Genomic DNA, 15,616 nt, shown 5'->3' on the forward strand with positions numbered 1-15,616 from the left:
AAGTCATCAGCCCACCTGAGCCAAGCCTAATTCCCGCGTATCAATCACATGCACGCTCGCCCCGACAATGTCTTTGGCGTGATGCTTGGCCTCTGAAGCCAGCTCGGCCAACTGGCTTGCATCGAGTTCACTGCAGGATTCGCTGTGTAAATGAATCACGCCGATGGACAGCGACAGCAGGGGAAACTCCTGGCGCTGGCCCTGGCGATTGGAGGCAATGAAGCAGCCCGCTTCCAGATGCTCGGCGCGATAGAAGCGGCGGCACTGATTCTGAAAGTCTTCCAGCAGCAAATTCAGGCGCTTGCGCCAGTCCTCTGAGCCCAGGACCATCAGGAAGTCGTCGCCGCCGATGTGGCCCACGAAGTCCTGGCTAGGGTCGATGCGATCATTCAGGCACTGCGCCAGGCATAGCAATACTTCGTCTCCACGGCCGTAACCATAGATATCGTTGAAAGGTTTGAAGCTGTCGATGTCCACGTAGCAAATCATCGACTCGCGCCCTTGCTGTAGCAGGCGAGTCAGACATTGCTGGATCGGGACGTTGCCGGGCAGCAGTGTCAGCGGATTGGCATAACGGGCTTGCTGGATCTTCAGCTCGGTAATCAGCTTGAGCACATCGATCACCCGGCCAAGCCCCAGATAGCTGCCGTTCAGGGTGATGATGAAGTCCTCCTCGATGCGCTGTCGGGCCCGGCTGGTCAATAAACGACTGACTTTTTGCAGTGACTGGTTCAGTTCAACCGCGAGGAAGTCATCGCTCATCAAACGGCTGATCGGCTTGCGCGCGAACAGCTCGGTGCCGAAGGGCTTGAGCAACACTTCAGACAGCGAATGCCGGTGCACGATGCCACACGGTCGACCCTGATCATCCAGTACGGCCATGGAGTTCAAGGCCGCCTGCTTGCGAAAGGCTTCGAGCACCGAAGCGGTCGGAGTGCTTTGCTCGACGGCCGGTTGCTCATTGAGTAAAGCGCTCAGGTCGCTGCCTTCGTCGTTCAACGTGGGCATCGCCACAGCGTCCAGTTTTGGCAGCAGCTTGCGGGTGTCGCGGGGAGGTTGTTCCTGCGGCCGGCACAGCAGATAGCCCTGGACCAGATCTACACCCATTTCGCTCAATACCGCGAGTTCTTCCGGCAGCTCGATACCTTCTGCGATGACCGAAGCGCGTGAGGCCTTGGCCATTTGCAGCATGGAACCGACGAATTCACGCTTGACCGCGTCCTGATGAATGCCGTCGATGAAGTGACGGTCGATCTTCACGTACTCGGGGCGCAACTCTGACCATAGGCGCAGGCTGGAGTAGCCCGCCCCGAGATCGTCCATGGCGATGGAAAACCCCATGTCCCGGTAGTGATGCAGAGCGGTATACAGCAGCTCGAAATCTTCTGTGGGGGTTTGCTCGGTCAACTCGATCACCACCTTGTTGGGCGCAATGCCGTAGCGTTGCAGCAACTCCAGCGTGCGGCCGGGTGGGTGTGAGGACTCCAGCAGGGATTCCGGCGAGATATTGAGAAACAGCTTGCCTTCAAGTCGCTGTTCGCTGAATCGACGGCAGGCACTTTCGCGACAGGCCATTTCCAGCTCGCTCAGGCGTCCGGCATGGCGGGCGACTGCGAACAGGTTGACAGGGGAGTGCAGGGCGCTGTTGGAAGGGCCGCGCGTCAGGGCTTCATAACCCAGAATTCGTCGTTCGGTCAGCGACACGATTGGCTGGAACAGGCTGTGCAGATCGCTATGAGCGAGAATCGAGCTCAACGCGCTCAGCTGTTCTGTCATGGTCATGGCAATCTCGAGGCAAGAAAAAGGGGGCCAAGCGACGATGCGCTTGAGCCCCCTATTTCACGACAGCTTCATGACTGTTTGATGACGATTGCCATCAGATAGCCATTTCGATCCGTGACTTCCCGTGGGAGCGAATTCATTCGCGAAAGCGTCCTGCAAGGCAATAATGGTTTGCCTGCTCTGCCAATTCGCGAATGAATTCGCTCCCACACTGCATACCCGATGTCACCGGGCTGTTTACTTCTTGGCAACCGAAGCACTCAAGCCCAGATAGTCGATCAGGATACGACCGGTTTCGGACAGATACGCGTCGTCCTCCGGCTTCGCGTTCTCGTCTTCTACTGGCAGCGCATCTTCGTCTTCTTTCTTCAGCTCTTTCAGCGGCTCTTCACCTTTGGCTTTGCGACGGGCGTTTTCCAGTGCCAGTTGCTTGCCTTCGATGGAGGCGTGCTCGGCACGGCGGTCGGCTTCGTTGAGGCTGACCGTTTTCTCATTCATCAATTGCTTGGCCAGGGCCAGACGATTTTCGATGAACACAAACTCCGCATCTTTGGCCGAACGGGTCTCATGTCGCGACTGAAGCTGGGCCAGGAACGGCTTGAACGGGTCAACAGCCGGTTTGATCGCCGGTTTGATGCTGTCCCATGGCATTGCCTCAGGCAGCGCACTCTCGCCGATTTCCTTGGTGTCGATGATCGACGGATAGGTGATATCCGGCACGACGCCCTGATGCTGGGTGCTCTGCCCGGAAACCCGGTAGAACTTGGCCAGGGTCAGTTTCAGCTCACCGTGATTGAGCGGCTGAATGGTCTGCACGGTGCCTTTACCGAAGGTCTGGCCACCGATGATCAGCGCGCGGTGGTAGTCCTGCATGGCGCCGGCGAAAATCTCCGAAGCCGAGGCTGACAGGCGGTTGACCAACAGTGCCATCGGGCCTTTGTAGAAGGCGCCGGTGTCTTCATCTTCAAGTACATCGACCTTGCCGTCGGCATTACGCACCAGAACGGTCGGGCCTTTGTCGATGAACAGGCTGGTCAGTTCGGTCGCTTCCTGCAACGAGCCGCCACCGTTGTTACGCAGATCCAGAACCACACCGTCGACCTTTTCGGCCTGCAATTCGGTCAGCAGTTTCTTCACGTCGCGGGTGGTGCTCTTGTACTGCGGATCGCCAGCGCGGTATGCCTTGAAGTCCAGATAGAAAGCCGGAATATCGATCACGCCGAGCTTGTAGTCGCGGCCATCCTGTTTCAGGTGCAAGATCGATTTCTTCGCAGCCTGTTCTTCCAGCTTCACCGCTTCGCGAGTGATAGCAACGATTTTGCTGGTCTGGTCATTCGGCGCATTGCTGGCCGGAATCACTTCCAGGCGCACAACAGAGCCCTTCGGACCACGAATCAGTTTGACGACTTCATCCAGACGCCAGCCGATTACGTCGACCATCTCTTTGTCGCCCTGAGCGACGGCGACGATCTTGTCGGCCGGTGCGACTTGCTTGGTTTTGGCGGCAGGGCCGGCCGGTACCAGACGCACGATCTTCACGTTGTCGTTGTCGCTCTGCAACACGGCGCCAATGCCTTCCAGCGACAGGCTCATGTTGATGTCAAAGTTTTCCGCGCTGTCCGGAGACAGGTAGTTGGTGTGCGGATCGTAAGACATGGCGAAGGTGTTGATGTATGCCTGGAAGATATCTTCAGCACGTGTCTGGCCCAGACGTGCCAGTTGATTCTTGTAACGCTTGGTCAGAGTTTCCTGAATCTTCGCCGGGTCTTTACCGGCAATCTTCAGGCGCAGGACTTCATCTTTGACACGTTTGCGCCACAGATCATCCAGCTCGGCTTCGTTCTTCGGCCAGGCGGCGTCCTTGCGATCCACCAGCAAGCTTTCCTTGGCAGTGAAATCAAGCTTGTCGACGCCTTTGTTCAATTCAGCCAGGGCGAAATCGAGACGCGACTTGATGCGATCCAGATAGCGCTTGTAGATGGTGAAGCCAGGATTCAGATCGCCGCTTTTCAGGAAGTCGTCGAACTGGGTACGCCACTTGTCGAATTCTGCGATATCGCTGGCGAGAAAATAGCTGCGCGCCGGGTCCAGAAGCTTGAGGTAGCTTTCATAGATGATGACCGAACGTTTATCGTCCAGTGGAGGCTTGCTGTAATGGTGCCGTTTGAGCAGCTCAACCACGTTGAGACTGGCAATAACTTCGTCGCGATCAGGCTGGAGGTTATCCCAGCTGTTGGCGGCGAAGGAGCTGGCGGACATCGGCAAAATGCTGAGACCCACAACCAGCGCGAGGGCGGTACTTGGTAAGAAATGCTTCATGCTGATTCGACGCGGGGACAATTGATAACGCATATTAGGCCGTCTTTGGAAGTCGCCGGTTCCGTCGGATCCGGTCGCATAATGCAAGAAAGCCCGTGCTGTTTCAGCTTCGGGCTCAGTCCAGACTCACTATGGAGGCACTGTGAAGGCATTGCAAGGCGTTGAAGGTCGTGTGGAATGGGTCGATGAGCCAAGTCCGGCTCTGGATGTGGGGCAAGTTCGTATCAAAGTTGCCGCTGCAGGTTTGAATCGGGCCGATTTATTACAGCGTGCGGGGCTCTATCCGCCGCCTCCCGGGGCGAGTGAAATTCTCGGAATGGAGTGTTCTGGGGTGATCGCCGAAGTCGGTCCCGGCGCGTCCTGGCAAGTGGGCGACAGAGTCTGTGCGCTGCTGGCTGGCGGGGCGATGGCCGAAGAAGCGGTGGTTGATGGGCGGCATGTCCTGCCGGTTCCTGAAGGGTTGTCACTGGCCGAGGCCGCCGCCATTCCGGAAGTCTATGCCACCGCATGGCTTAACCTGTTTCAGCTCGCGGGTCTCAAACCCGGCGAGAAAGTGTTGTTACATGCAGGGGCAAGTGGAGTTGGTTCAGCTGGTATTCAGCTTTGCAAGGCGTTTGGCAACCCTGTCTGGGTCAGCGTGGGGTCGGCAGATCGTCTGGAGTACTGCATCGAGTTGGGCGCGCAGGGCGGCGTCGTGCGCAATGAAAGCCTGGACAGCCTCAAGGATTTCGCGCCATTCGATGTGATTCTTGATCCAGTGGGCGCCAACTATGCCGAGCTCAACGTCAAACTCCTCAGTGTCGATGGTCGCTGGGTGCTGATTGGTTTGATGGGTGGCCGCGAGGCACAACTGGACATGGCACAGGTTCTGGGCAAACGCATCCAGTTACTGGGTTCGACGTTGCGCAGCCGTGACGACACATTCAAGGCTGATCTTTTGCATGATCTCGGGCAGCACGTCTGGCCACTGTTCACCGAAGGCCGCCTCAAGCCCCAACTGGCCCGCAGCTATCCGATCAAAGACGCTGAAGCGGCTTATGCCGAGCTGGCGGGCAACAAGGTCAATGGCAAGCTGGTGCTGGTGATTGACGAGAGCCTGGTTTAAAGCCAGTGCACAGAACCGGTAGGAGCCAACTTGTTGGCGAGGCGGTGTGTCAGCAAACACTTTTGTGTCTGAACCGACGCTTCGCGAACAAGTTCGCTCCTACCGGATTCGATTGAATCCGTAGGGCCGGATTTATCCGCGAGGTCGTCAGTGAAAGGCGCTACTTCCAGCTATGCACCGGCCACCCCGCCTTTTGCGCATGCTCCAGCAAGGTAGGGTCGGGATTCACCACATGCGGGTGATCCACCTTGAGCAGCAGCGGCAGATCATTGCGTGAATCAGAGTAGAAGCTCGCACCTTCAAGGTTTTCACCTTCTGCGTCCAGCCATTCCATGAGGCGGGTAATCTTGCCTTCGCGGTAGGTCAGGGTGCCCACGGTCTTGCCGTTGTAAACGCCGTGCGCCACATCCAGTTCGATGGCCAGCACTTCATCAATGCCGATGCGTTCCGCGATCGGTTTCACCAGATGAACCCCGGACGCTGAGATCACCAGAATTCGGTCACCTGCAGCGCGGTGTTCGGCGATGCACTTGGTCGCGTCACTGAAAATAATCGGCTCGATGTAATCCTCGACCCACGGTCCGACCAGATGATCGACTTCTTCCGGGGTACGGCCCAGCATGGGCTCCAGACTGAAGGCCATGTAGTCCTCCATCGCCAGTTTGCCTTCGCTGTAAGCCTGCATCAATTCGTGGTCGCGTTTGATGAATGACGCTGAGTCAACCCAGCCAAGCCTGGCCATCTGCTCGCTCCACAGACTGGCGCAGTCACCGGCGATCAGGGTTTCATCCAGGTCAAAAATTGCTAAAGCCATTTAAAGCTGTCCTCAGTAAGTGCAGGTTATTCCGTAGAAGGTCTCTTGGTATCCCTGACACCGCGCTGTTGCGCAGCAAACGGGGGCCTGTAGGAGTGAGCTTGCTCGCGATTTGGTTCGTTAATTGGAGAACATATTGCCTGAGCTGACGCTATCGCGAGCAAGCTCACTCCTACAGAGACCTCATTTCAAATCAGATTGTTATGTTTTGTTTGATATGAGCGGTGTAGCTGCTAAGCCACCTCGCAGAGTGCCGAAGCATCAATCCTCAACGTCACCCGCGTCCCGTCAGCCAGCAAATCCTCTGCCGAGCGATTGAGCACGTCCACCACCAGCTCCACACCGCGGGCCTCGACCCGATAGCGGATTACGTTACCCAGCAGGCTGTGGCTGCGGATTTGCCCTTCAAGTTCGCCGGTCAGGCTCAGTTGAATGGACTCCGGACGAATCGCGATACGGCTGTTGATCGGCCGTTGCATCAACCGGCTGGCGTCTTCGGCTTCGAGCAGGTTGTAGTTGCCAATGAAGCCTGCGGCGAAAACATCCACCGGGGCAGTGTAAAGGGTTTCGGCATCGCCGCTCTGCACGATACGACCCTGATTCATAAGGAAGATGCGATCAGACATGGTCAGCGCTTCTTCCTGATCGTGGGTCACGAAGATGGTGGTCAGGCCCAGCTCACGCTGAATGGCACGAATCTGCTCGCGCAAGTGCTTGCGAATTCTGGCATCCAGCGCCGACAACGGTTCATCCAGCAGCAACAGGCGCGGGCGAGTCACCAGCGAGCGGGCAAGGGCCACGCGTTGGCACTGGCCGCCGGACATCTGATGCGGATAGCGGCTGGCGAAATCGGTCAGTTCCACCAGCTTCAACACCTCGGCAACCCGCTTGTGGGTGTCGTCGGCGTTGACCTTCTGCATACGCAGACCGAAGGCGACGTTCTGCTCCACAGTCATGTTGGGAAACAGCGCGTAGCTCTGGAACACCATGCCGATGTTGCGCTTCTGTGGGGTGACCGGCACCAGATCCACGCCGTCCAGCAGGATGCGCCCGCTATTCACCGAGGTCAGCCCGGCGATGCAGCGCAGCAGGGTGGACTTGCCACAACCGGACGGGCCCAGCAGGGTGACGAATTCACCGCGCTCGATGGTGCAGTTGATGTCACTGAAGACTGCCGTGCTGCCGTAATTCTTTTGCAGGTTTTCGACGCTGACAAAACTCATATCAGTCTTTGTCCTTATTCAAACGATTGGCGGCCAGGGTCAGCAGCAACACGAAGAGGAAGTAGGAAATCACCAGCGCACTGTTGAAGTGACCGCTGCTGTTACGCATGTTGTTCAGGTACACCTGCAAGGTTTCGTAGCGTGTGCCGACCAGCAGATTGGCAAACACGAACTCGCCGAACAGGAAGGAAAACGACAGCAGCAGGGCGACCATCAAACCTTTGCGCAGGTTGGGCAGCACCACCAGAAACGCTGCCTGCCAGGTATTGGCTCCGAGTAACTGCGCCGCGTCCATCAGGTCGGTCAGATTGATCGCTTGCAGGTTGTTACTGATCGCCCGGTACATGAACGGCAAGGCAACGGTGAAGTAGCAGCCGATCAGAATCCACGGCGTGCCAACCATCGCGAACGGCCCGGAACCATACAACTGCAGCAGGCCCACGGACGATGCAACCGGGGGCACCGCGAAGGGCAGCAGGATCAGGATGTTCATCAGCGCATCAAGCCGCGGGAAGTGGTAGTGCACCACGAACAGCAGCGGCAGGATCAGCACCACCGAGAGAATCAGCGCGCCCACACAGACCAGCAGCGATTGACCAAACGCAGCGAGGAAACGTGGATCGCTCCACAGCGCGACGTACCATTTGAAGGTCAGGCCACTGGGCAGAATGCTTGCCGACCAACTGGTGGCCAGCGAGTACAGCAGCGTACCGGCCAGCGGCAGCAGCAGGATGAAGAACAGCAGGTAAACGACCGCCCGGTGGTAAAACCGGGCTGGGCCTCTTTCAACGCGAGACATGGTAGCTCCTCTTAAGCAACCACTGGTGAACGACGGTGACCAGTGTCATCAGGCCGACCAGAATCATCGCCAGCGCGCTGGCCATGTTCGGGTCAAGGCTGATATCGCCTGCGACCATGGCCGCAATGCGGATCGGCAGCACGTTGAAGTTGCCGGTGGTCAGGGCGTACACCGTGGCGTAAGCGCCCAGGGCATTGGCCAGCAAAATGACGAAGGTGCCGAGCAGGGCCGGGGTCAGCACTGGCAAGCCGATGTAACGCCAGAACTGAAAGCTGCTGGCGCCGAGCAACGACGCCGAGTCACGCCAGTCCTGACGCAGTGCGTCGAAGGCCGGGTAAAGCAGCAATACGCCGAGGGGGATCTGGAAGTAGGTGTAGAGGATGATCAGCCCGGTTTTCGAATACAGGTTGAAGTCTTCGATGATCCCCGCCTGCTTGAGCATCAAGGTCACGGCGCCGTTGAAGCCCAGCAGAATGATGAACGCAAAGGCCAGAGGGACGCCGGAGAAGTTGCTGGTCATGTTGGCGAACGAATTGACGAAGTCCCGCAGGCGCGAATCCACGTTGCGCAGCGAGTAACTGCCCAGCACCGCAATGATGATGCCAAACAGGCTGGACCAGAAACTGATCTCCAGGCTGAACTGCATGGCCTGACGATAGAACCGCGAGTCGAAAGCCTTGATGAAGTTTTCGAGGCCCCAGCCTGCTTCGGAATGCAGGCTGTTGATCGCTACCCAGCCCAGCGGCGCGATCTGAAACACGAAGAAGAACAGTGCAAACGGCAGCAGGCAGAGAAGCCCGAGCCATTTGCCGCGATTTTGGGTGCTCACTTGAGAATCTCCCGGCAGAACGGTTTGTCGTGGGGCACACCGAGCAGTTCGCAGACAGTGCCGCACAACTCGGTTTGCCTGGGCGTCGCCTCAGGGTTCAGGTTGAACGCATCGCCCAGCACGAACAGCGGGACTTCGCGTTCTTCGGGCAGCAGGCCGTTGTGGGAGCGATCGTTGTTCATGCCGTGGTCAGCGGTGATCAATACCTGATAACCGGCGTCGAGCCAGCCTTGCAGGTAATCCGCGATGATGATGTCAACGCTACGTGCGCTGTTGCGGTATTGCGGGCTGTCGAGGCCGTGCTTGTGCCCGGCGTCGTCGATGTTCATGGGGTGAATCAACAGCAGATTCGGCGCGTGCCTGACGCGCAGACTCTCTGCGTCGGCAAACAGGTGCGAATCGGGGTAATGGTCCGCGTAATAAAAGTGTCCGTGCTGAATCGGTAATTTCACGTCATCCGTGTGGCGATCACGGGCGGCATCGAACGGCGTGCGGTTATACAGTTCGCTGACCCAGTGATAGGCCGCCGCAGCGGTACTGAGCCCGGCGTCGGTGGCGTAGTGGAACATGCTGCGCTGGTTGGAAAGGCGTGACACTTGATTGTGAACGATGCCGCTTTCAATCGGCGGTACGCCCGTCAGGATGCATTCGTACAGCGGGCGCGAGAGTGCCGGCAATTCGCATTCCAGCTTGTAAAGCGAGGCTCGACCTGCGTTGGCATAAGCCTGCAGATGGCCCATCGCATGTCGGGCCACTTCGAAGTTGAGGCCGTCGAGCACGATGAGGATGACATTGTGTTTCATGAGCCAATCGCTCCGGCTGGGTGTGTCACAGGCTGATACTTGGGCGTAAAGATAAAAAAATGGCCTCGTCCTTGAGGCCTTTGGTGCATCAGTTCATTTCGACGATGACTTGCTCGTTCCACAGCTGTGGCAGTGCCTTTGAAGTCTTCTCCCATGCTGCGGCGTTTTTGATCGGCGTTACGCCTTTGTATTGCTCGTTTGGCAGCAGCTTGGCCTGAACGTCTGCGGGAAGCTTGATGTGCTCGGCACGAATCGGACGTGCGTTGCCCTTGGCCAGGTTGATCTGACCGGCATCACTGAAGATGTACTCTCGAGCCAGTTTGGCGGCGTTAGGGTTTTTCGCGTATTTGTTGATGATGGTGGTGTAGCCGGAAATGACCGAACCATCGGACGGGATCAGCACCACATAGTCATCCGGGTTGGTCATCTTGGCCTTGTAGCTCAGGCCGTTGAAGTCCCAGACGATGCCCACTTCAACTTCGCCTTTTTCCATGCTCTGGATGTTCGGGTTGTTGAGGGCCAGACGCTTCTGCTTGGCCAGTTCAGTGAACAATTGCAGGCCTGGCGCGATATTGCTTTCGTCGCCTTTCATGGCAATCGCAGCGGCCAGAACGCCGTTGGCGGCTTGGGCTGCGGTGCTCACGTCACCCACAGTAACCTTGTACTTGCCGTTCTTCAGGTCAGCCCACTTGGTGGGTACTTCAGAACCGTGCAGCAGTTTTTTGTTGACTACAAAAGCGATGGTGCCGGTGTAGGCCAGTGCCCAGTGACCGTCTTTGTCTTTGGCCCAGTCCGGGACCTGATCCCAGGTGCTTGGCTTGTACGGTTGGGTCACGCCTTTAGCCGCAGCGATAGGGCCGAAGGCCGCGCCGACATCGCCGATGTCAGCGCTGGCGTTGTCTTTTTCCGCATCGAACTTGGCGATCTCCTGGGCCGAGCTCATGTCAGTGTCCATGTGCTTGAGGCCGTATTTGGTCTGCAAGTCAGCCCAGGTGTCTTTCCAGTTCGCCCAGTCGTCCGGCATGCCAACACTGTTGACTGCGCCTTCAACCTTCGCGGCTGCTTCAAGGGTTTTCAGGTCAGCGTCTGCCGCCATGACGGACGTGCTGAGAGCGATAGCGGAACCGAGGAGTGATGCCAGCAAAAGGTGTTTCATTCGAAGCTCCTTGTGCACTTCTGAAAGATCTTTTTAGAAGTGATCGTTGCGGGTTGGTTGGTCTAGGTCAGCAATACCTGAGCCAAGTTAAGCTTTTTCGATGACATTTTTATGTTGGCGACGCGCATTGGTCGCTTGGCGCGCGGTCAGTCAGCGTTGCGCGGGGTAAGCGTAGACCAAGATGCAAGCCTTGATCTGAAAGGCCTTCAGCGGTTTTTTACGTGAGGCTGGCATGGTTTGTGATGGGCGTTGTCATGGAGCAGTCATCTACACTCCGTAGGCTGTTTCCATGCACCATCGTGTGCAACGAGAATAAACAGCGCGCTGTTTTGGCGCTGGTCTAGTCCAGAAAGGAAGCCTGATGCGCGAAGAAGTGCCCCGTGCGGTCACAACGATCTGTAATGCCCTGCAAGAGCAGATCGAGCATGGTCTTTTGCCGCCTGGCAGCAAGTTGCCTGCCGAGCGTAAATTGAGTGAGGTGTTCGATACCACTCGCATCACCTTGCGTGAGGCATTGGTACAGCTCGAAGCGTTGGGGCTTATCTATAGAGAGGAACGGCGCGGGTGGTTTATTTCACCGCCACGCTTGGCATACGACTTGATGCGCCGTAGCCACTTTCACGCCATGGTCGAGGCCCAAGGCCGGGTTGCCGATACCCTGGTCATTTCGGCGCGCCTGCAGCCGGCCTCGGCAAAGATCTGCGAAATGCTGCAACTGCCTGCGCTGTCCAGCGTGATCCAGATTTGCCGTGCGCGACGTATTGATCGGCGTCTGGTGCTGTACGTTGAGCATTACCTTAATCCCGAATACTTCCCCGGCATCCTCGATTACGACCTCAATCAATCACTGACCGAGCTGTACGCCAGCCGCTATGACCTGCGCTACGGCCAGGTGCGCTTCGAAATGGTCCCCACCGCCTTGCACGCAGAAGCCTCTGCGGCGCTCAAGGTTTCACTGGGCAGCCCTGGATTGCGTATCGCGAGAGTCAACTTCGATCAGAGCGAGCGCTTGATTGACTGTGATCTGGAGTATTGGCGACATGACGCGATACACGTGAGTGCGGTGGTGCGGGATATTTGAGGTCAGATGAGCCAAGGCTCCGTGGGAGCGAGTTTATCCGCGAAAGGGCCGGCACAGACGCTGCATCTTTATCGCCTGAAGCATCGCTTTCCCGAATAAATTCGGTCCTACGAGTTGAGTTTCCACTGAGCTAGACTTTTCTGCTTCGCTCAGGTCAGTCTCTGCAGGAGATTGAACACGACAGTGCCCAGAATCTCGATCATCCCCAGCCAGATCATGAACACGCCGCTGTTGCGCTCTTGATAGTTGTAGCCAGTGCAAAGCATAAACATGCCGACCGGAATCCGTAGTGGAATCGAGAAAAACGCGTCCATGACTTCCCATCTCCAGAGTGCTGATGGATCCAGTCCATTCGGTTTTTTGGGGGGGGGGGCATCAGTTTTATGTGGGCCAATGCTGGCCCTTCATCACAGCTCTCTATTAGCCAGGACGGAAGAGGTATTTATTGACTTCGTTCTTCTGTCGATGACGCAGAACCGATAGTGTTTATGGCGATGTAAGGGCGCCGTTATATAGCTATTTAATTGAAGCTGATCCAGCGGGTGTTTTAGAGTGCATTGATTTGGCTGAAACGTTTAACTGTCATTTATGACAGCTATCGATCTGTCGTTTATATACCTAACGTGAAAGCTCTGCCGTAGGGAATAAGGGGGAGTTTAAATCTGGAGGCTTATTTCTTTTGTGTTTTCGGTGTAAACCAATGGAGGCGATTAATGGCTATCAATGAAGATAAACCGGAAATAATACAGGTTCTTGATGAGCGTGGTCGGGTTCCATGTGAGGGAGTTACGCGGGATGTCGATGTTGTTGTAAGCGGTACATCAGGCTCTAATGTCAGTCTGAACTTATATGATAATTTGAACTATGTCGATTTTGTTCAAACTCAAGAAGGAGGCGAGTGGACGATGCGGCTAGACGGACTGTCGATGGGGATGCACAGTTTGACAGCTTCGCAGTCCAGCGCTGACTTGATGTCGGCGGAGTACCGGTTTTTTGTTGTTGACGCCATCGGTAACCGTCCTGAGATAATTCTTGTACGTGACTCGAGTGGAGGAATTATCCCGGACGGTGGATTTACTCAGGACACTTTTGTCACGCTACAAGGTACTTCAGATGACGTGATAGTTGAAATACTGGATCAAACAACTTCATGGGGTACAGCTCGGATCGAACAAAATAACGCGTGGCATAAGCCGCTGGCCGGGCTGGAGGCAGGACTGCACGCGTTCATTGCCAGGAACATGAGCGACCATGCAGAGTCGCTGCCGAGGTCATTCACGGTGGTTTCTGTGGAGACTTCTCCAGACATATCACGAGTGCGGGACTCGGAGGGTGCCGACATCACAAACGGCGGTTTTACAGAGGATACCAGTGTCACCCTGTCCGGGACTGCGGAGCCGAACATCAGAGTTGAAGTGCTTGATGACAACATTTCCTGGGGGACGGCACAGGTTTCCATAAGCGGGACCTGGACGAAGCCGTTAGCCGGTTTGGCATTGGGAAATCATCGCTTCAGGGCCAGAAGCATGAGCAGTCAACTGGAGTCCATACCTTGGGAGTTTACCGTCAGGGAGGATGACCCACTGGTTATTGATACCTCGCCCATGCACCTGGATGGTTTTACCATCTGGATGTCGGGTGGAGTCAGAACGGGTAATGAGTCTCCGGGAAATACGGAGCGTCGACAGCCCACGGGGGGAGTCGGCCCTTATACTTATTCAACGAGCGATTTCACTACCGCCGAAGTGGATTTAAGTGGGAAGGTCAGAGGACGTGGTTGGGGAGAGGCAATCATCTCCGTTACAGATCAAGAATCCAGCGTGGTGACTTTTTCCGTCATTGTTACCAACGTTTATATGCCGGCCCATTCCCCCTATGCCCACCCTCATTCCGAGGCAATGCAGGTGCTTGAGTCAGCGGGCAGTAGATATAAGGCCTTCGATCAGCATGCGTACGATGAACTCGTCAGGGTGTACCAGCGGCCCTTTGTGGATTTAGAAAATTACTGGTGCCCGGTAGTGGACGGCTGTGGCAATGGATTGGCACTTATTTTTCGATATCCAGAACAGGAACTGGGCTGTGCGGACCCGAATCTGGAGTATCAAGTACTCATGATCAGGCAAAAAGGGACGCTACCCTACGAGCCCGAAATTGTACTTTTTGGACTTGAACAGCGCTGATTAAACCAGCGGAGAAATGATTCTTCACCATGGAGGTGATAGATGAATATTAACCAAGACAAACCCAGCATTACTCAGGTATTGGGTGATCATGGCGAAGTTGATGATGGCGGGACCACAGAGGATAGGAACTTTGTGGTCGTAGGCATCGCCCGATCAAATATGACACTCACTATTTATGACGGGGAAAATCGCATAGATTTTGTTCAGGCTGAAGAGGGCGGTGACTGGGCGAAAAAGTTGCAAGAGCCCATGGCAGAGGGTTTTCACGAGCTGACCGCTCGGGCTGTTGAAGATGAGCTTGTTTCTGAGCCTTGGACATTTACAATTGTCACTGCAACAGCGCGCCCTGTTATATCCCATGTGCAGGATTCTCGCGGAAACCCGGTTGCAGATAACGGCAGCACTCAGGACACCATCGTCACGCTATTCGGTACTGCAGACGAGCCTCTGGTGGAAATTCTGGACGAGAATAGATCCTGGGGGACAGCGCAGGTTGCGGGCAATCAGACCTGGAACAAACGTTTGGCCGGACTGGAGCTGGGCAGTCATCGATTTACGGCGAAAAATAGTATTGATGGACAGCAGTCCCCACCGTGGTCGTTTAACGTAGAGTCCACCGATGTAGCGCCCCAGATACTCAGGGTACGTGACTCGGAAGGCCGGGATATTGTGAATGGCGGGATCACTGAAGATACAGATATCAGCCTCTCTGGGACGGCTGAAGCGAATTCTACTGTTGAGATTCTTGATGAAATTACATCTTGGGGTACCACACAAGCAACGCTAAGCGGTACCTGGAGTAAATCACTGCGCGGTCTGGAGTCAGGTTTTCATCGCTTCAGAGTCAGAGAGGTCATCAGTCAACTGGAATCCCCGCCCTGGGAGTTCACGGTCATTAATAATCCGTTGCTGATCGATACATCACCCATGCGCCTGGACGGGTTTTCGATTTACATGGGATGGGCCCGAACTGAAAATGATTCTCCCGGCAATACTCAAATACGACTACCGACGGGGGGCAGTGCGCCCTATACATTCTCGTCGAGCGATACTTCAATCGCTCAGGTGGATTCAGATGGCAAAGTTCGGGGTGTTGGGTGCGGTGATGCGATCATTGTTGTGACGGATCAGAGTTCCCGTGTTGTGTCGTTTCCGGTAGTCGTCACCAATGTGTATGTATTGCTTCACACTGCCACACCTCGTACTCACGTCCAGGCTGTTGAAATGTTTGAGGCTATGGGGAGCGAATATAAAGCTTATGAACAGCGTCCCCATGATGAAATGGTTCGGCTTTATCAAAGGCCCTTTCCTTTCATGGAACAACACTATTGGTGTCCGGTTTGGCCTGGCTGCGGCACTGGGTTGGCATTGAATTTCGAGTATCCGGAGCAGGAGCTGGGGTGTGCTGACCCGGATCTGCGGTACGAGGTTTTATTGCTTATAGAGTCTGGAAAGCAAAAAGACGCTAACTTTGTTTTTTTTTAAATAGGCCAGGGAATAGGGGAAGGGGTTAATTCATTAA

Annotated in this window: 13 protein-coding genes; 4 read left to right on the forward strand and 9 right to left on the reverse strand. The window is 55.7% G+C overall.

From position 1 onward, the window contains the following. Window positions 1–6 precede the first annotated feature (6 nt). Window positions 7–1,782 carry a bifunctional diguanylate cyclase/phosphodiesterase gene (locus AO242_RS16390; RefSeq protein ID WP_027899632.1) on the reverse strand — a complete coding sequence of 592 codons (1,776 nt, stop codon included), beginning with the start codon at window positions 1,780–1,782 and terminating at the stop codon, window positions 7–9. 237 nt (window positions 1,783–2,019) lie between these two features. Beyond that, the gene (locus AO242_RS16395; RefSeq protein WP_176560645.1) at window positions 2,020–4,101 is read right to left on the reverse strand and encodes a carboxy terminal-processing peptidase; all 2,082 of its coding nucleotides are present in this window, start codon (window positions 4,099–4,101) and stop codon (window positions 2,020–2,022) included. Window positions 4,102–4,243: 142 nt separating this feature from the next. On the opposite strand from AO242_RS16395, the gene AO242_RS16400 reads away from it, so the two are divergent. Then, complete coding sequence (locus AO242_RS16400) at window positions 4,244–5,206, forward strand: NAD(P)H-quinone oxidoreductase (protein ID WP_099269564.1); 963 nt, start codon at window positions 4,244–4,246, stop codon at window positions 5,204–5,206. A 160-nt stretch (window positions 5,207–5,366) separates the two neighbouring features. On the opposite strand, the gene AO242_RS16405 is transcribed toward AO242_RS16400, so the two are convergent. The 6 genes from AO242_RS16405 to AO242_RS16430 form a co-directional block, all read right to left on the reverse strand. Beyond that, window positions 5,367–6,020 carry an HAD family hydrolase gene (locus AO242_RS16405; protein WP_027899629.1) on the reverse strand — a complete coding sequence of 218 codons (654 nt, stop codon included), beginning with the start codon at window positions 6,018–6,020 and terminating at the stop codon, window positions 5,367–5,369. 233 nt (window positions 6,021–6,253) lie between these two features. Continuing rightward, a complete protein-coding gene (locus tag AO242_RS16410) occupies window positions 6,254–7,243 on the reverse strand; it encodes an ABC transporter ATP-binding protein (RefSeq protein ID WP_099269565.1) in 990 nt (329 codons plus the stop codon). Window position 7,244: 1 nt separating this feature from the next. After that, a complete protein-coding gene (locus AO242_RS16415) occupies window positions 7,245–8,042 on the reverse strand; it encodes an ABC transporter permease (RefSeq protein WP_099269566.1) in 798 nt (265 codons plus the stop codon). Next, entirely contained in the window at window positions 8,029–8,871 is an 843-nt protein-coding gene (locus AO242_RS16420) for an ABC transporter permease (protein WP_027899626.1), read from the reverse strand. The genes AO242_RS16415 and AO242_RS16420 overlap by 14 nt, the downstream gene beginning before the upstream one ends. After that, on the reverse strand, window positions 8,868–9,674 hold the full coding sequence (locus AO242_RS16425) for an alkaline phosphatase family protein (RefSeq protein WP_099269567.1): 807 nt from the start codon (window positions 9,672–9,674) through the stop codon (window positions 8,868–8,870). Before AO242_RS16425 ends, AO242_RS16420 begins: the two co-directional genes overlap by 4 nt. Before the next feature lie 88 nt (window positions 9,675–9,762). After that, complete coding sequence (locus AO242_RS16430; protein WP_099269568.1) at window positions 9,763–10,830, reverse strand: ABC transporter substrate-binding protein; 1,068 nt, start codon at window positions 10,828–10,830, stop codon at window positions 9,763–9,765. Between the two features lie 361 nt (window positions 10,831–11,191). Here AO242_RS16430 and AO242_RS16435 point away from each other — a divergent pair, with 361 nt between their 5' ends. Continuing rightward, complete coding sequence (locus tag AO242_RS16435; protein ID WP_099269569.1) at window positions 11,192–11,911, forward strand: UTRA domain-containing protein; 720 nt, start codon at window positions 11,192–11,194, stop codon at window positions 11,909–11,911. 149 nt (window positions 11,912–12,060) lie between these two features. Here the strand turns inward: AO242_RS16435 and AO242_RS29440 are convergent, their stop codons facing one another. After that, window positions 12,061–12,225, reverse strand: coding sequence for a hypothetical protein (locus AO242_RS29440; protein WP_176560646.1), 165 nt, complete (start codon window positions 12,223–12,225; stop codon window positions 12,061–12,063). A gap of 399 nt (window positions 12,226–12,624) precedes the next feature. Here AO242_RS29440 and AO242_RS16440 point away from each other — a divergent pair, with 399 nt between their 5' ends. Both AO242_RS16440 and AO242_RS16445 read left to right on the forward strand, forming a co-directional pair. After that, window positions 12,625–14,091: a hypothetical protein gene (locus AO242_RS16440; RefSeq protein ID WP_099269570.1), complete on the forward strand. Its 1,467-nt coding sequence runs from the start codon at window positions 12,625–12,627 to the stop codon at window positions 14,089–14,091. Between the two features lie 42 nt (window positions 14,092–14,133). Continuing rightward, the gene (locus AO242_RS16445; RefSeq protein WP_099269571.1) at window positions 14,134–15,579 is read left to right on the forward strand and encodes an Ig-like domain-containing protein; all 1,446 of its coding nucleotides are present in this window, start codon (window positions 14,134–14,136) and stop codon (window positions 15,577–15,579) included. Window positions 15,580–15,616 lie beyond the last annotated feature (37 nt).

Source organism: Pseudomonas sp. ICMP 561 (assembly GCF_002699985.1).
In the GTDB taxonomy this organism is placed as follows: Bacteria; Pseudomonadota; Gammaproteobacteria; order Pseudomonadales; family Pseudomonadaceae; genus Aquipseudomonas; species Aquipseudomonas quasicaspiana.